This is a genomic window from Mycobacterium sp. TKK-01-0059, assembly GCF_000709305.1.
In the GTDB taxonomy this organism is placed as follows: Bacteria; Actinomycetota; Actinomycetes; order Mycobacteriales; family Mycobacteriaceae; genus Mycobacterium; species Mycobacterium intracellulare.
The window spans coordinates 453,091-468,354 of record NZ_KL446995.1 but is presented as its reverse complement, the minus strand read 5'-3'; the positions used below and the strand labels follow the sequence as shown (position 1 = coordinate 468,354).

19 protein-coding genes are annotated in these 15,264 nt (G+C 66.0%); 8 read left to right on the top strand and 11 right to left on the bottom strand.

The window, feature by feature from the left end; genetic code table 11:
• Window positions 1-61 precede the first annotated feature (61 nt).
• Genes K883_RS24020 through K883_RS23990 form a run of 7 tightly spaced genes read left to right on the top strand, consistent with a single transcriptional unit; the run spans window position 62 to window position 6,374 of the window.
• Window positions 62-835 (top strand): helix-turn-helix transcriptional regulator, encoded by a 774-nt coding sequence (locus K883_RS24020; RefSeq protein WP_008258097.1) that lies wholly within the window; start codon window positions 62-64, stop codon window positions 833-835.
• Entirely contained in the window at window positions 832-2,280 is a 1,449-nt protein-coding gene (sufB, locus tag K883_RS24015) for a Fe-S cluster assembly protein SufB (protein WP_008258096.1), read from the top strand. The genes K883_RS24020 and sufB overlap by 4 nt, the downstream gene beginning before the upstream one ends.
• Complete coding sequence (gene sufD, locus K883_RS24010; protein ID WP_008258095.1) at window positions 2,280-3,464, top strand: Fe-S cluster assembly protein SufD; 1,185 nt, start codon at window positions 2,280-2,282, stop codon at window positions 3,462-3,464. Before sufB ends, sufD begins: the two co-directional genes overlap by 1 nt.
• A complete protein-coding gene (sufC, locus tag K883_RS24005; RefSeq protein ID WP_008258094.1) occupies window positions 3,464-4,237 on the top strand; it encodes a Fe-S cluster assembly ATPase SufC in 774 nt (257 codons plus the stop codon). The genes sufD and sufC overlap by 1 nt, the downstream gene beginning before the upstream one ends.
• 1 nt (window position 4,238) lies before the next feature.
• Window positions 4,239-5,555: a cysteine desulfurase gene (locus tag K883_RS24000; RefSeq protein ID WP_020822938.1), complete on the top strand. Its 1,317-nt coding sequence runs from the start codon at window positions 4,239-4,241 to the stop codon at window positions 5,553-5,555.
• On the top strand, window positions 5,552-6,052 hold the full coding sequence (sufU, locus tag K883_RS23995) for a Fe-S cluster assembly sulfur transfer protein SufU (RefSeq protein WP_020822937.1): 501 nt from the start codon (window positions 5,552-5,554) through the stop codon (window positions 6,050-6,052). The genes K883_RS24000 and sufU overlap by 4 nt, the downstream gene beginning before the upstream one ends.
• Window positions 6,027-6,374, top strand: a complete 348-nt coding sequence (locus tag K883_RS23990; protein ID WP_008258091.1) for a metal-sulfur cluster assembly factor — start codon at window positions 6,027-6,029, stop codon at window positions 6,372-6,374. The genes sufU and K883_RS23990 overlap by 26 nt, the downstream gene beginning before the upstream one ends.
• Here K883_RS23990 and K883_RS23985 read toward each other — a convergent pair.
• On the bottom strand, window positions 6,364-6,897 hold the full coding sequence (locus K883_RS23985; RefSeq protein WP_020822936.1) for a DUF421 domain-containing protein: 534 nt from the start codon (window positions 6,895-6,897) through the stop codon (window positions 6,364-6,366). The genes K883_RS23990 and K883_RS23985 overlap by 11 nt on opposite strands.
• A gap of 97 nt (window positions 6,898-6,994) precedes the next feature.
• Between K883_RS23985 and K883_RS23980 the strand changes: the two genes are divergently transcribed.
• The gene (locus tag K883_RS23980; RefSeq protein WP_036456043.1) at window positions 6,995-7,456 is read left to right on the top strand and encodes a hypothetical protein; all 462 of its coding nucleotides are present in this window, start codon (window positions 6,995-6,997) and stop codon (window positions 7,454-7,456) included.
• A gap of 14 nt (window positions 7,457-7,470) precedes the next feature.
• Here K883_RS23980 and K883_RS23975 read toward each other — a convergent pair whose 3' ends face one another.
• From K883_RS23975 to K883_RS23930, 10 genes are all read right to left on the bottom strand, one after another.
• Window positions 7,471-8,421, bottom strand: a complete 951-nt coding sequence (locus K883_RS23975; protein WP_020822935.1) for an NAD(P)/FAD-dependent oxidoreductase — start codon at window positions 8,419-8,421, stop codon at window positions 7,471-7,473.
• Window positions 8,422-8,483: 62 nt separating this feature from the next.
• Window positions 8,484-10,190 carry an aa3-type cytochrome oxidase subunit I gene (ctaD, locus tag K883_RS23970; RefSeq protein ID WP_008258078.1) on the bottom strand — a complete coding sequence of 569 codons (1,707 nt, stop codon included), beginning with the start codon at window positions 10,188-10,190 and terminating at the stop codon, window positions 8,484-8,486.
• Window positions 10,191-10,260: 70 nt separating this feature from the next.
• A complete protein-coding gene (msrA, locus tag K883_RS23965) occupies window positions 10,261-10,809 on the bottom strand; it encodes a peptide-methionine (S)-S-oxide reductase MsrA (protein WP_036429001.1) in 549 nt (182 codons plus the stop codon).
• Complete coding sequence (gene msrB, locus K883_RS23960; protein ID WP_008258068.1) at window positions 10,806-11,300, bottom strand: peptide-methionine (R)-S-oxide reductase MsrB; 495 nt, start codon at window positions 11,298-11,300, stop codon at window positions 10,806-10,808. Before msrB ends, msrA begins: the two co-directional genes overlap by 4 nt.
• A gap of 34 nt (window positions 11,301-11,334) precedes the next feature.
• The gene (locus K883_RS23955) at window positions 11,335-12,105 is read right to left on the bottom strand and encodes an SDR family NAD(P)-dependent oxidoreductase (protein ID WP_008258067.1); all 771 of its coding nucleotides are present in this window, start codon (window positions 12,103-12,105) and stop codon (window positions 11,335-11,337) included.
• A gap of 172 nt (window positions 12,106-12,277) precedes the next feature.
• Entirely contained in the window at window positions 12,278-12,793 is a 516-nt protein-coding gene (locus K883_RS23950) for a YkgB family protein (protein ID WP_008258066.1), read from the bottom strand.
• 133 nt (window positions 12,794-12,926) lie between these two features.
• Entirely contained in the window at window positions 12,927-13,517 is a 591-nt protein-coding gene (locus tag K883_RS23945; RefSeq protein ID WP_008258065.1) for a GNAT family N-acetyltransferase, read from the bottom strand.
• 58 nt (window positions 13,518-13,575) lie between these two features.
• Complete coding sequence (locus K883_RS23940; RefSeq protein ID WP_020822933.1) at window positions 13,576-14,196, bottom strand: RraA family protein; 621 nt, start codon at window positions 14,194-14,196, stop codon at window positions 13,576-13,578.
• Window positions 14,197-14,225: 29 nt separating this feature from the next.
• Window positions 14,226-14,501 (bottom strand): DUF6510 family protein, encoded by a 276-nt coding sequence (locus K883_RS23935; protein ID WP_020822932.1) that lies wholly within the window; start codon window positions 14,499-14,501, stop codon window positions 14,226-14,228.
• A gap of 14 nt (window positions 14,502-14,515) precedes the next feature.
• Window positions 14,516-15,256, bottom strand: coding sequence for a ferredoxin reductase (locus K883_RS23930; protein ID WP_008258060.1), 741 nt, complete (start codon window positions 15,254-15,256; stop codon window positions 14,516-14,518).
• Between the last annotated feature and the right edge of the window lie 8 nt (window positions 15,257-15,264).

Genomic DNA, 15,264 nt, shown 5'->3' with positions numbered 1-15,264 from the left:
GCAACGCCAGGGCAGGGGACCCTTGCTAGACCGATCGTCGGAATTGCGTCACACTGGTGTTGTGAAAATCCGAACCAGCCCCGATGGCGTCGTCGCGCCCGACGTCGGCGCTGCGAGCTCGGATCGTCACACCCGCCGCGCCATCGTGCGCCTGCTGCTGGAATCCGGAACGATCACCGCGGGCGAGATCGGTGACCGGCTGGGCCTGGCGGCCGCCGGTGTGCGCCGGCACCTCGACGCCCTGATCGAGGCCGGCGATGCCGAGGCCACGGCCCCCGCGGCATGGCAGCAGGCGGGGCGCGGGCGTCCCGCGAAGCGCTACCGGTTGACCGCCGGCGGTCGGGCCAAGCTCGACCACGCCTACGACGACCTGGCGGCGGCGGCCATGCGGCAGCTTCGCGAGATCGGCGGCGAAGAGGCGGTTCAGGCGTTCGCCCGGCAACGGATCGACGCCATCTTGACCGAGGTCACCGCGGCAGACAGCGCGGCGGACGACGACGTCGAGGCGGCCGCCGAACGGATCGCCACCGCGCTGACCAAGGCCGGCTATGTCGCCAGCACCACCCAGGTCGGCGGGCCGATTCACGGCGTGCAGATCTGCCAGCACCACTGCCCGGTCTCGCATGTCGCCGAGGAATTCCCCGAGCTGTGCGAGGCCGAACAGCAGGCGATGGCCGAGGTGCTGGGCACCCATGTCCAGCGGTTGGCGACCATCGTCAACGGCGACTGCGCCTGCACCACGCACGTCCCGCTGACGCAGAGCAAGGCTTCAAGTACGGCGCCCAGCCCGCGCCACATGACCGACACCACGAGCATCAAAGGAGCGTCTCGATGACACTCACACCCGAGGCCAGCAAGACGGCTACCGCGCCGCTGACCCAGGAAGAGGCGATCGCCTCCCTGGGGCGGTACGGCTACGGCTGGGCCGACTCCGACGTCGCGGGCGCCAGTGCCCAGCGGGGGCTGTCCGAGGCGGTGGTCCGCGACATCTCCGAGAAGAAGAGCGAGCCCGAGTGGATGCTGCAGGCCCGGCTCAAGGCGCTGCGCATCTTCGAGCGCAAGCCGATGCCGACGTGGGGCTCGAACCTGGAGGGCATCGACTTCGAGAACATCAAGTACTTCGTGCGCTCCACCGAAAAGCAGGCGGCGACCTGGGATGACCTGCCCGAGGACATCCGCAACACCTACGACCGGCTGGGCATCCCCGAGGCGGAGAAGCAGCGCCTGGTCGGTGGCGTGGCGGCGCAGTACGAGTCCGAGGTGGTCTACCACCAGATCCGCGAGGACCTCGAGGCCCAGGGCGTCATCTTCGTCGACACCGACACCGGCCTGCGCGAGCACCCCGAGATCTTCCAGGAGTACTTCGGCACCGTGATCCCGGCGGGGGACAACAAGTTCTCCGCGCTCAACACCGCGGTGTGGAGCGGCGGCTCGTTCATCTACGTCCCACCGGGCGTGCACGTCGACATCCCGCTGCAGGCCTACTTCCGGATCAACACCGAGAACATGGGCCAGTTCGAGCGGACGCTGATCATCGCCGACGAGGGTTCGTACGTGCACTACGTCGAGGGCTGCACCGCGCCGATCTACAAATCGGACTCGCTGCACTCGGCCGTCGTCGAGATCATCGTCAAACCCAATGCGCGCGTTCGCTACACGACGATTCAGAACTGGTCGAGCAACGTCTACAACCTGGTCACCAAGCGCGCCCGCGCCGAGGCCGGCGCGACGATGGAGTGGGTCGATGGCAACATCGGATCCAAGGTCACCATGAAGTACCCGGCGGTCTGGATGACCGGCGAGTACGCCAAGGGCGAGGTGCTCTCGGTGGCCTTCGCCGGCGAAGACCAGCACCAGGACACCGGCGCCAAGATGTTGCACCTGGCGCCCAACACGTCGAGCAACATCGTGTCCAAGTCGGTGGCGCGCGGCGGGGGCCGCGCCTCGTATCGCGGCCTGGTGCAGGTGAACAAGGGCGCCCACGGATCACGCTCCAGCGTGAAATGCGATGCGCTGCTGGTCGATACGATCAGCCGCAGCGACACCTATCCGTATGTCGACATCCGCGAGGACGACGTCACGATGGGGCACGAGGCCACCGTGTCCAAGGTCAGCGAGGACCAGCTCTTCTACCTGATGAGCCGCGGCCTGACCGAGGACGAGGCGATGGCGATGGTGGTGCGCGGCTTCGTCGAGCCGATCGCCAAAGAGCTGCCGATGGAGTACGCGCTGGAGCTCAACCGCCTGATCGAGCTCCAGATGGAAGGCGCGGTCGGCTAGTGACGAATCTGACCGAAGCGGTCGAGGGGTCGTCGCTTACCGCGCTGAACAAGGGGGAGCTGTTCTCCTCCTTCGACGTGGACGCGTTCGAGGTCCCGCACGGCCGCGACGAAATCTGGCGCTTCACCCCGTTGCGCCGGCTGCGCGGCCTGCACGACGGTTCGGCGCATGCCACCGGCAAGGCGCAGATCACCGTCACCGAACAGCCGGGTGTGCGCACCGAAGTCGTGCGTCGGGGCGACGAGCGGCTGGGCCAGGGCGGCGTTCCCACCGATCGCGTTGCGGCTCAGGCTTTCTCGTCGTTCAACTCCGCGACCGTGGTGACCGTGGCGCGTGACACCGAGGTCGCCAAGCCCATCGAGATCGTGGTGGACGGGCCGGGCGAGGGCGCGGTCGCCTACGGGCATCTGCAGATCCGCGTCGAGGAACTCGCGCGGGCCATCGTGGTCGTCGACCTGCGCGGCAGCGGAACCTACGCCGACAACGTCGAGATCATTGTTTCAGACTCGGCGGCGCTCGGGGTGATCTGGATCGCCGACTGGGCGGACGACATGGTCAACGTCAGCGCGCATCACGCACGGCTGGGCAAGGATTCGGTGCTCGGCCACGTCAACGTGACGCTCGGGGGAGACTTGGTGCGCACCTCGACGACGGTGCGGTTCACCGCCGCCGGCGGCGACGCTCAACTGCTCGGCACCTACTTCGCCGATGACGGCCAGCACATCGAATCCCGGCTGCTCGTCGACCACGCTCACCCCAATTGCCGCTCGGACGTGCTGTACAAGGGTGCGCTGCAAGCGGATCCGGAATCCGACCGTCCGGACGCACACGCCGTCTGGGTCGGCGACGTGCTGATCCGCGCCGAGGCGACCGGCACCGACACCTTCGAAACCAACCGCAATCTGATCCTCACCGACGGCGCCCGCGCCGATTCGGTGCCCAACCTCGAGATCGAGACCGGTGAGATCGTCGGCGCCGGACACGCCAGTGCCACAGGGCGATTCGACGACGAGCAGGTGTTTTACCTACGGGCCCGCGGCATCCCCGAAGACCAGGCCCGCCGATTGATCGTGCGCGGCTTCTTCGCCGAGATCATCCAAAAGATCGCCGTGCCCGCCGTGCGCGAGCGCCTGACCGAGGCGATCGAACACGAGCTTGAGCTGACCGAAGGAAACAAGAACTGATGACCACGCTCGAAATCAAGGACTTACACGTCAGCGTCGCGCGCACCAACGAGGCCGACGCCATCGGAATCCTCAAGGGCGTCGACCTCACGGTGAAGTCGGGGGAGACGCATGCGCTGATGGGTCCCAACGGATCCGGCAAGTCCACGCTGTCCTACGCCATCGCCGGGCACCCGAAGTACGAGGTGACGTCCGGATCGATCACGCTGGACGGCCAGGACGTGCTGGCGATGAGCGTCGACGAACGCGCCCGGGCCGGGCTGTTTCTCGCGATGCAGTACCCGATCGAGGTGACCGGGGTGTCCATGTCGAACTTCCTGCGCTCGGCCGCCACCGCCGTGCGCGGCGAGGCGCCGAAGTTGCGGCACTGGGTCAAGGAAGTCAAGGCCGCGATGGACGACCTGGGAATCGACCCGGCGTTCTCCGAACGCAGTGTGAACGAAGGCTTTTCCGGCGGTGAGAAGAAGCGCCACGAGATTCTTCAGCTGTCGCTGCTCAAGCCCAAGATCGCCATCCTGGACGAGACCGACTCCGGCCTGGACGTCGACGCGCTGCGGGTGGTCAGTGAGGGTGTGAATCGCTACGCCGAAGCCGAGCATGGCGGCGTTCTGCTGATCACGCACTACACGCGCATCCTGCGCTACATCCAGCCGCAGTTCGTCCACGTGTTCGTCGGCGGGCGCATCGTCGAAGCCGGCGGCCCGGAATTGGCCGACCAGCTCGAGGAGCACGGTTACGAGCGCTTCGTGCAGGCGGCGTCTGCGAAGGCCTGACATGACTCGGCGTGATGCAGCGGCTTCCGCTCTCGATCTCGCGGCGATCCGTGCCGACTTCCCGATCCTCAAGCGCGTCATGCGCGGCGGAAATCAGTTGGCGTATCTGGACTCCGGGGCGACGGCCCAGCGGCCGCTGCAGGTGCTCGACGCCGAGCGCGAGTTTCTGCTGACGTCCAACGGGGGCGTGCATCGTGGTGCGCACCAGCTGATGGAGGAGGCCACCGACGCCTACGAGCAGGGCCGCGCCGACATCGCGGCGTTCGTCGGCGCGGACGCGCACGAGCTGATCTTCACCAAGAACGCCACCGAGGCGCTCAACCTGGTCTCCTATGTGCTGGGCGACAACCGGTTTGAGCGTGCCGTCGGCCCCGGCGACGTCATCGTCACGACCGAGCTCGAGCACCACGCCAACCTGGTCCCCTGGCAGGAACTGGCCCGCCGCACCGGTGCCACGCTGCAGTGGTACGGGATCTCCGGCGAGGGCCGCATCGACCTGGACTCGCTGGAGCTCGACGAGCGGGTCAAAGTCGTTGCCTTCAGCCATCATTCCAATGTCACCGGCGCGCTCGCGCCGGTGGACGAACTGGTCTCGCGCGCCAAAGCCGTCGGCGCGCTCACCGTGCTGGACTCCTGCCAGTCGGTGCCGCACCGCCCGGTCGACTTCCACGCGCTCGACGTCGACTTCGCCGCCTTCTCCGGGCATAAGATGCTGGGCCCCAATGGGATCGGCGTGCTGTACGGACGCGGGGAGTTGTTGTCGGCGATGCCGCCGTTTCTCACCGGCGGCTCGATGATCGAGAACGTCGCCATGGACGCCTCCACCTACGCCGCGCCCCCGCAGCGTTTCGAGGCCGGCACCCCGATGACGTCCCAGGTGGTCGGGCTGGCCGCGGCCGCCCGCTATCTCGGCGGCATCGGCATGGACGCCGTCGAGGCGCACGAACGTGGGCTGGTCGCCGCTGCCATCGAGGGCCTGTCCGGGATCGAGGGTGTGCGGATCGTCGGGCCCACCACACTGGAAAACCGTGGTTCGCCGGTGTCATTCGTCGTCGACGGTGTGCACGCGCACGACGTCGGGCAGGTCCTCGACGACGACGGCGTCGCGGTGCGCGTGGGGCACCACTGCGCGCTGCCGCTGCACCGCCGGTTCGGGCTGGCGGCCACCGCCCGGGCGTCCTTCGCGGTGTACAACACCGCCGAGGAGGTCGAGCGGTTGGTCGCGGGCGTGCGCCGCGCGCTGGATTTCTTCGTCCGCGATCGCAAGCGCGGCGAAGCCGGGGGCACCGGGTCGTCGCCATGGGTTGGGAGACAATGATCTTGCGCCTCGAACAGATGTATCAGGACGTGATCCTCGATCACTACAAGCACCCGCAGCACCGCGGGCTGCGGGAACCGTTCGGCGCCGAGGTGTTCCACGTCAACCCGGTCTGCGGTGACGAGGTCACCCTGCGTGTCGCGCTGTCCGAGGACGGCGAAACCATCACCGACGTGTCGTATGACGGGCAGGGCTGCTCGATCAGCCAGGCGGCCACCTCGGTCCTCACCCAGCAGGTGATCGGTCAAAGTGTCGGCGATGCCCTCAAGACCATCACCGCGTTCACCGAGATGGTGTCCTCCCGCGGCACCATCGAGGGCGACGAGGACGTGCTCGGCGACGGGGTCGCGTTCGCCGGGGTGGCCAAATACCCCGCCCGGGTGAAATGCGCGCTGCTGGGGTGGATGGCATGCAAAGACGCGCTGGCACAGGCTTACTCACGACAAGAACCAGACCTCGAGGAGGTTACAGATGAGCGAGACCACCACACCGCATGACGAGTTGCTCGCCGACGTCGAGGAAGCGATGCATGACGTCGTCGACCCCGAACTCGGCATCAACGTCATGGATCTGGGCCTGGTGTACGGCTTGGAGGTCGAGCACGGCGAGATGGGCCCGGTGGCGTTGATCGACATGACGCTCACCTCGGCGGCCTGCCCGTTGCAGGACGTCATCGAGGACCAGTCGCGCAGTGCGCTCGTCGGCGCCGGCCTGGTCGATGAGCTGAAGATCAACTGGGTGTGGAACCCGCCGTGGGGCCCGGACAAGATCACCGACGACGGGCGCGAGCAACTGCGCGCCCTGGGCTTCACGGTCTAGAACTTCGGTATCGACTCGAATCCCGCGCCGCTCTGCAGTCATCGTCTTTGCGCAGAACGGAAATGGCGCCTTTGGCCTCGAAGATCGCGAGGTTGATGCGGTCGGCGTTGGGGTGGCCGTGCAGGCGTAGCACGGCTTCCAGGTCGGCTGCGGTCAACCCGCATTGGCGCAGATTGCGTCGGTCTACCTTCCCGTCGCGGATCAGCACTTTCAGCGGTGGATCGATGAACCGTCGAACCCCCGGAATGAAGCGCAATCGTGCCAACGCCGCGTGGGTGACCAGGAGGCAGATCAGCGCCGTGGTTGCGCTGAGCCACGACGCGTCGCTGGCGGTGGCGGCCCTGCCGACGATGGCGCCCGCGGCGACCGCGGCGATCCAGTCGAAGGGCGCGAATTCGGCGAGGGTGCGCCGCTCCGTGAAGCGAAACAGGACCGCGGCGGTGAGGAACAGCGTCGAGGATTTGATGGCGGCACCGGTTACACCGGCCGAGTCGCCGATCAGGGCATGAAATATTCGGTCCACGCGTGCCTCCGTTCCAGGTAGTGAGCCTGGCCCCAACCGTTGTGAACTGTCATCACCCTTCACCGCCAATCACCCGGGTGAATGAACGGCGGGGGTGATGACGGTTAACCCCGCCGCGCGTCACGCTCACTGTATGAGCAGACCTGCGGAGGCCCAGGATGTCGCGCCGAGATCCACCGCCGCGATCACAAACTCCCCGGTTCGGACGCACAGCCCGATCGCCGCTCCCTGCGGCATCGAACATCTCGATTTCTCGCCACAGTGTCAGCTGGCGTTCCTCGACAACGGTTTTCGGTGTGCGCGCCCGGCGGCGGCGTATGTGGAGTTTCACATGGTCGGTTACTGCAAACGCGACGATTGTGACGAGGATGGCAATGCCTGCGGTTTCGTGTGCGCGGACCATCTCGATGCGTTGGAGTACACGGCCGAGTGCACCGCACGGGAGCTACCCCCCGCGAGTCCCGCGCGGCGGCTGTCCCGGCGCGTCGTTCGATGCCCGTCCTGCGATAGACCGATCCGATCTGCCGCCGACATTCTGCAGGTCGTGGTGATGCTCTAGCCCGGCCCCCGGTGTCACCGGCACTGTGTCAGAGCAGATTTCGTTAACCAGCGTTCGGCGTCGAGGGAGGATGCGCAACCGCTGGCGGCCGCGGTGATGGCCTGCCGGTAGCGGCGGTCAACCAGGTCGCCGGCGGCGAATACGCCGTCGACCGAGGTGCGGCTGGTCCCTTCTCGAGTGAGGACATACCCGTGGGGATCGAGATCGACGATGCCCACGAGCAGCTCCGAACGAGGGCCGTGCCCGATGGCCACGATCACCACGGAAACCGGCAGATCGCGCTCGGCGCCGTCCACGTGCTGTCGCAGCCGCAGGCCGGTCACCCACCGCCGCCCCTGGACGGCGAGGACCGAGGTGTTGGTCAGGACGGTGACCTTGTCGTGCGCGCGCACCCGAGCGGTCGTGAGCGGCGATGCGCGAAAGGTATCGCGGTGATGAATGATGGTGATGCTGTGCGCGATCCCCGTCAGGAAGAGCGCCTCCTCCATGGCGGCGTCCCCTCCGCCGACGACGGCGACATCCTTGCCGCGCAACATCAACCCGGCATCCTTGGCGGTGGTACTGACGCCTCGGCCCCATAGCCTCTTCTCGCCGGGGATGCCCAGGGCCCGCGGGGCCGAACCCATGGCGAGGATGACGGCGCGGGAACGCCAGACCTTTCCGGCCGCCGCCACGGTCTTGACGCCACCGTCTAGCCGGAAATCATCGACATCGTCGGGGCGCAGCTGGGCGCCGAACCGTTTGGCCTGGGCACACATGTCCTGTACGAGAAGTGGCCCGCTGGTGCCCTCGCGGAAGCCTGGATAGTTCTCGACGACCGTGGTGGTCATCAGCGCCCCGCCACGCGAAGTCCCTTCGATCAGCACCGTGTCGAGCTGCGCTCGCGCCGCATAGATGCCTGCGGTGTACCCCGCCGGGCCCGATCCGACGATGACGACGTCATGGATGCGGGCCGGTGCCGGCACTGCGGGAGCGGACGGGAGAAACGTGCTAAAAGGTCTAAGCGACAACGACTCCGGCGTCGCGCTCACCGCGCACCCATATTCCCGTACCGCACGTGGGATTCAGCGCGCAACCGGTCGACCATGTGCGGGTAGTGCAGTTCGAAGGCGGGCCGCTCGGAGCGGATCCGGGGGAGTTCGGTGAAGTTGTGTCGTGGCGGCGGGCTCGAGGTGGCCCATTCCAGCGAGTTGCCGTGTCCCCATGGATCGTCGACGGTGACCGGTTCGCCGTACCGCCAGCTCTTGAACACATTCCACACGAACGGCAGCATCGAGAAGCCGAGGATGAACGCCCCGATCGTCGAGACGATGTTGAGCGGCTGGAAGCCGTCGGTGGGCAGGTAGTCGGAGTACCGGCGCGGCATGCCCATGCTGCCCAGCCAGTGCTGCACCAGGAACGTCGTGTGAAAGCCGATCAGCGTCAGCCAGAAATGAAGCTTGCCGAACCGCTCGTCGAGCAGCCGTCCGGTCATCTTCGGGAACCAGAAGTACACCCCGGCATAGGTGGCGAACACGATCGTGCCGAACAACACGTAGTGGAAGTGGGCGACCACGAAATAGGTGTCGGTGACGTGGAAGTCGATCGGAGGGCTGGCCAGCAGCACCCCGGACAACCCGCCCAGCAGGAACGTGACCAGGAAGCCCATCGCGAACAGCATCGGGGTCTCGAAGGTCAGCTGGCCCCTCCACATGGTGCCGATCCAGTTGACGAACTTGATCCCGGTGGGGACCGCGATCAAGAACGTCGTGAACGAGAAGAACGGCAGCAGCACCGCACCGGTGGCGTAGAGATGATGCGCCCACACCGCGATCGACAGCGCCCCGATGCTGATGGTGGCGTACACCATCGTGGAGTAGCCGAACAGGGGCTTGCGGGAAAACACCGGCACGACCTCGGTGATGATGCCGAAGAACGGCAGCGCGATGATGTAGACCTCGGGGTGGCCGAAGAACCAGAACAGGTGCTGCCATAGCAGGACTCCGCCGTTGGACGCGTCGAAGATGTGCGCGCCGAGGTGGCGGTCGGCGGCGGCGCCGAACAGCGCGGCCGTCAGCAACGGGAAAGCGACTATCACCATGATGCTCGTGACAAGGATGTTCCAGGTGAATACCGGCAAGCGGAACATCGTCATACCCGGTGCGCGCAGGCAGACCACCGTGGTGATCATGTTCACCCCGCCCAGGATGGTGCCCAGGCCGCCGACAATCAGCCCCAGGATCCACAGGTCGCCTCCGGCGCCCGGGGAATGGACCTCGTTGGAAAGCGGCGTGTAAGCCGTCCAGCCGAAATCCGCGGCGCCGCCCGGGGTGATGAATCCCGCCAGCGCGATGAGAGCACCAAACATGAAGAGCCAGAACGACAATGCGTTGAGCCGTGGGAAGGCGACATCGGGGGCGCCGATCTGCAAGGGCAGCACGAGGTTGGCGAACCCGAACACGATCGGGGTGGCATAAAACAGCAGCATCACCGTGCCGTGCATGGTGAACAGCTGGTTGTACTGCTCGTTCGACAAGAACTGCAGCCCAGGTGCGGCCAGCTCGGTACGGATGAACAGCGCCATCAGCCCGCCGACGAAGAAGAAGGCGAAGCAGGCGACGATGTACATGATCCCGATCAGCTTGTGATCGGTCGTGGTGATCAAACGGTAGATCAGGTTGCCCTTGGGCCCGACGCGCGCGGGAAACGCCCGTTGGGCGCGCAGCTCGCCCACCGGGGGTGCGTAGGCGGACATCAGATTGGTCTCCTAATGCTGGATCTGTCTCCCGCCTGCGGTCAACTGCGTCGGCGCCGGACGACCACGATCACCCATCGCGGGTCGCGTGCGCCGACGGCGACGTGACGTCGCGAAAGCCGCTGTGGTGGGGCAGCTTCCATCCTGGCCGGACGTAGTGGCACGTATAGCCCGACGGATACCGCTCGAGGTAGTCCTGGTGCTCGGGCTCCGCCTCCCAGAACTCGCCGGCCGGAGCCACTTCGGTGACCACCGTGCCGGGCCACAGTCCCGACTCGTCGACGTCGGCGATGGTGTCGAGCGCGATCCGCTTCTGCTCGTCGTCCAGATAGAAGATCGCTGAGCGGTAGCTGGTCCCGACGTCGTTGCCCTGGCGGTTCTTGGTGGTCGGGTCGTGGATCTGGAAGAAGAACTCCAGCAGCGTCCGATAATCGGTCTGGTCGGGGTCGTAAGTGACCTCGATGGCCTCGGCGTGGCCGGGATGGTTGCGATAGGTGGGGTGCGCGTTCTGGCCACCGGTGTAGCCGACCCGGGTGGACACCACACCGGGCTGCTTGCGGATCAGCTCCTGCATGCCCCAAAAGCATCCACCCGCCAGGACGGCAACCTTGTGTGTCATGACCGATGCTCGCTCACGGGTGCGCCGCCGCGTCGCTCCGCAGCCGTGTCGGAGAACAGGCTCAGGTATTGCCCGTAACCTTCGGCCTCGAGGTTGTCGCGGTGAATGAAACGCAGCGACGCCGAGTTGATGCAGTAGCGCAGGCCGCCTTTATCCCGGGGGCCGTCGCTGAAGACGTGCCCGAGGTGGCTGTCGCCGTGCGCCGAACGAACCTCGGTGCGTTCCATGAAGTGGCTGCGGTCGCTCTTCTCAACGACGTTGTCCGCGTCGATCGGCTGGGTGAAGCTGGGCCAGCCGGTGCCGCTCTCGAATTTGTCGACCGATGCGAACAGCGGCTCACCGGAGACGATGTCGACGTAGATGCCGGGTTCCTTGTTGGCCCAGTATTCGCCGGAGAATGGACGCTCGGTCCCGCTCTCCTGGGTAACGTGGTACTGCTCGGGACTCAGCGCGTCGACCGCCGCCGGGTCCTTGGTGTATTCGTGTGACACGGATGCTCCTTGGTGAGTGTGCTCGGTTGTCCGATTAGTTGCGGCCGGCCATGATGCCGCCGTCGACATTGAGGATCGCGCCCGTGACCCAGCTGGCCTGTTCGGAAAGCAGATAGGTGACGGCGTTGGCGACGTCGACGGGGGTGCCGACTCGTCCCAGCGGGTGAAGCGGCGCGAAAGTGTCTAGCGTGGCGTCGATTTCGTCCTTCGGGATAAAGCCTTCATACAGCGGGGTCTTGACAACCGCCGGCGCCACCGCATTGACGCGAATCTTGTGCTCCGCAAGCTCGATGGCCAGATTGTGGGTAAGGGCGTGCAGGCCGGCCTTTTGCATCGAATACGCAGACGATGGTGTCAAACCGATGGCCTGATGTGCCCACATGCTGCCGATGTTGACGATGGCCCCGCCCTCGCCCTTGGCGATCATGCCCGCAACGACGGTCTGTGTCAGGAAGAACAGCGCGTAGTTGAGCTCCATGTAGGAGTCATAGAACTGCTGGTCGTACTCGAGAAACGGCCTGGGGATGAAGAATCCCGCCGCGTTTACCAGCAAGGTCGCGTCGTCGTGCTGCTCGGACAGCGCACGCTGTACATCCGCGACGGCAGCGCGATCAGTCAGTTCGGCGGCGATGCCAAAAGCGTGGCGACGCCGGTTCGTCAGCTCAGCGACGGTGTCATCGACACGGTCCTTCGAACGTCCGATGATCACCGCGCTGCCGCCATGGTCGACGACATCGAGAGCGACCTGCCGGCCCATGCCCGCACTGCCGCCGACAACGATGACCTTCTTGCCGTCAAAGTGCATGTTCGGGTCCCTTCGTGGTTGTGTTTGACGGCTCCCCGCTGGGCCGCCGCGTCTAACGAGACTGCAACGTCGCGGGCTGAGCCGGCATCACCCCAGCTCCTTGTTCACCCGGGTGATTGGTGCGGAGTTGGGCGCGAGTCCTCGTCGGCGGCAACTTCGTCGGCGGGGAGTGTCAATGTGATTCGGCGACGACCGGCTGTTCGCGGGTCGCGTCAATGGCGTCCACCAACAGCCAGAGCGCTAAGCCGATGAGCGCGATGTCCTTCATCAAGAATTCGCCGTCGGCGGACAAGACGGGAAACCCACCCGCAGACGCCTCGCCGACCCCGGGCGTCGTGATCATGAAACTCAGCGTGGTGACGAAGAACAGAGAGGCGACTATCCCACCCACCACGGCGGCCTTCGGAGACCAGGGCTTGAGGGCCAAGAGCGCCGCCGTGACCAATTCTACCGTTCCGTTCAATCGGCCAAAGGCGTCGATGGACATGATTTCGTAGACCCAACTCAAGAAGGGGCTGTTGGCCACCCAATGCGAAATGCCGTGGGACTCATAGTAAGTGAATTTCATGGCGCCGAACCAGGCCAGGACTATAGCCAAACCGTAACGTGCGACGAGGGGCGCGATGACGTTTATTCGAGACTTTCCTGGCCCAGCAGTCATCATGGCGGTGGCCTCACTCTGCGACATGCGGTCTCCGTTCTGTGTGTCGGTCGCGGCTCAGATCAGCGACCACTATCTGCGCGCATGGGGTGAGTTGTCCTCATCCCTGGGTGCAATTCACCCGGGTGAGACGACGGTAAGCCGTTGCGGGGCATGCCGTTCAGTGCGCACAAGCCGGCTCCGGCAGGTCCAGATCGGCCTTCGTCAAACGGTAGACCTGTAGCGTGAGGTTGTAGTACTTGTCGGTCTCGCCGACCCACTCCATCCCCACTCGCCGGGCGGTAGCCACACCACGGCGGTTCTCCGGTCGCACGACTGCGAAGACCTCACTGATACCGGGGTTTTCGAATGCCTGATGGGCAACCGCGTGACCGGCTTCGGCGCCGTAACCGTAGCCCCAAGCGTTCGGGGACAGCTGCCACCCGATTTCCAGATCCGTGCCGCCCGGCGGCAGTGGAAGCAGGGCAACGCCCCCGATCACGTCTCCCGAGGTGTTGTCGGTGATCGCCCACCGGCCCAACGGCAGCCCGGTTGGATCGCTTTCGGCGATCCATGCCGCCAGGACGTGTCGCATTTCCATCGCGTCGACGATGGGGGGCAAGGCCGGGCACAGCCAACGCGCCACTTCGGGCGCACCGTAGATCGCATATGCGGCGAGATCGTCATCGAGTTCCCACGGCCGCAACACCAGCCGGGGTGTCTCGATGCGCCGCGTGCCCGCGTCCCAGTCGACGTGATAATGCTCAACCATTCCGGCCCCTAGCGTTGTCGTGTGTAGTGCCCAAACGTTGTGGGCGCGGTCCGATCCGTCAGTTCTCATTGACTCCCAGTGTGTTTGGCGTCTCGGCGCTGATGGCCGCGATGGCCTCCGCATCCTCCAGCACGACCTTTTTGGCGGCGAGCAGCACCGCGCGCACGTCGCCGGCGGGTATGACCGCGGCGCCGGAGGCGTCGGCGAAGACATAGTCGCCGGGACGGACCGCCACCCCCGCGATCACCACCGGGCGGTTCGCCTCGTACGGGGTGACGATGTCGCCGCCCGACCGCGTTGTCTCGCCGCGGCAATAGACGGCGAGGTCGTAGTGCGCCAGCTCGGCGAAGTCGCGCAGCTTCCCGTCCGCGAGAATGCCGGCGAGCCGATGGTTATGGACACGCGACAGCTTTGTCCCGCCGCCCAGCGACGCGTCGCTGCAGCCATTGCTGGCCAGGACGAGCACGCGCCCATCGGCGCCGCTTTCGATGGCGTCGTAGAACAACCTCTTGAAGTTGTAGCGCTCGGGCGGGAGGGCGGCCCGGCACGTCGGGAAGTAAGAGATGGTCACGGCGGGACCGAAGAGACGGCGGCCGGGTGTCGGGCTCACCAGGTCGAGGAGGTGACAACGATGCCGGTGCCGGCGCCCCATCGCGTCCACGATGTCGGCGGTGCGCACGCGACCGGCGAGTGCGTCGAGGGATGGCATCAGCGGTCCGGGATCGCGATACGCCAGGACTGGGCGCCACGGAAGTCGAGCCAGGTGTCCGTGCTCGTTTGCACGAGTCGGGCCAGGACGTCGTCGCAGCCCGGGCAGCGCACCACGATGCCGGGGCCTCGGTGGTAGACGTGGCTCTCGGCGAAGGCGGTGTTACGACAACATTTCCCGCAGGTCAGCGTTGCGGTGGTGACGTCGAATCCCAGCACTCCCGCGAAGGCGCCCGCGGCCGCGTTACCGTCGACGTGTGTCGGTTCGGTCATCATTCCTCGCTTCTGGATTAGTTGCTCGGCCCAAACCGCTCGGTCCGAATGGCTGACGGCTGATGCCCCCGCTCGATCAGCATTGCGGTCACCGATTCCACGAATCCCGTTGGGCCGCACACATAGATGCGCAACTCGTTGCGAGGTGCCCAGCGGGTCGGCGCGAAGTCAGCGGCACGCACCCGGCCGGACGGCCGCGTGGTGTGTGGCGCGGCCGAGCGGGTGTAGACCCGTGTGACCTCAAGCCAATCACATTCACGCTCGAGCCGCGCCAACTCTTTGGCGTAGTACACATCGGTAGGACTGCGCACCGAATAGATCAGCCGAAAGTGGGAGCTGCCCACCACTAGCCGCTGTCGCAGCATCGCCATCAACGGCACGATTCCCGATCCACCGCCGACGAGTAGAACCTCACCCCCCTCGTCGGGGCGCCAGACGAACCAGCCACCGATGGGGCCGCGCAATTCGATCTCGTCGCCGGCAGCGAGTCCGAGGAGATACGGCGAGACCTCGCCGTCGGAGATCCGCTGCACGGTGAGTTCGATGTGCTCACCGTCGGCCGGTCTGCTCAGCGAGTAGCTGCGTTGCGCGCTGTACCCGTCCTCGGCGGTCAATTTGAGATCGATGTGCTGGCCGGCCAGGTGGCCGCCCCAGCCGGGCACGGTCAGCCGGATCGTGCGCGCCGAATCGGTCTCGGGGTGAGAATTCACGACACTCGCGACCCGCCACCGTAGCGCCGGTTTCACGTCGACATCCACAGTCGCCG

Bases quoted from the DNA above. Each gene is read 5' to 3' on its own strand.
- ctaD (WP_008258078.1), bottom strand. From the start codon at position 10,190: ATGTCCGCCTACGCACCCCCGGTGGGCGAGCTGCGCGCCCAACGGGCG.
- msrA (WP_036429001.1), bottom strand. From the start codon at position 10,809: ATGACACACAAGGTTGCCGTCCTGGCGGGTGGATGCTTTTGGGGCATG.
- K883_RS23955 (WP_008258067.1), bottom strand. From the start codon at position 12,105: ATGCACTTTGACGGCAAGAAGGTCATCGTTGTCGGCGGCAGTGCGGGC.
- K883_RS23950 (WP_008258066.1), bottom strand. From the start codon at position 12,793: ATGTCGCAGAGTGAGGCCACCGCCATGATGACTGCTGGGCCAGGAAAG.
- K883_RS24000 (WP_020822938.1), top strand. From the start codon at position 4,239: ATGACTCGGCGTGATGCAGCGGCTTCCGCTCTCGATCTCGCGGCGATC.
- K883_RS23935 (WP_020822932.1), bottom strand. From the start codon at position 14,501: ATGATGACCGAACCGACACACGTCGACGGTAACGCGGCCGCGGGCGCC.
- K883_RS23990 (WP_008258091.1), top strand. From the start codon at position 6,027: ATGAGCGAGACCACCACACCGCATGACGAGTTGCTCGCCGACGTCGAG.
- sufU (WP_020822937.1), top strand. From the start codon at position 5,552: ATGATCTTGCGCCTCGAACAGATGTATCAGGACGTGATCCTCGATCAC.
- sufB (WP_008258096.1), top strand. From the start codon at position 832: ATGACACTCACACCCGAGGCCAGCAAGACGGCTACCGCGCCGCTGACC.
- sufC (WP_008258094.1), top strand. From the start codon at position 3,464: ATGACCACGCTCGAAATCAAGGACTTACACGTCAGCGTCGCGCGCACC.
- K883_RS23945 (WP_008258065.1), bottom strand. From the start codon at position 13,517: ATGGTTGAGCATTATCACGTCGACTGGGACGCGGGCACGCGGCGCATC.
- K883_RS23980 (WP_036456043.1), top strand. From the start codon at position 6,995: ATGACGGTTAACCCCGCCGCGCGTCACGCTCACTGTATGAGCAGACCT.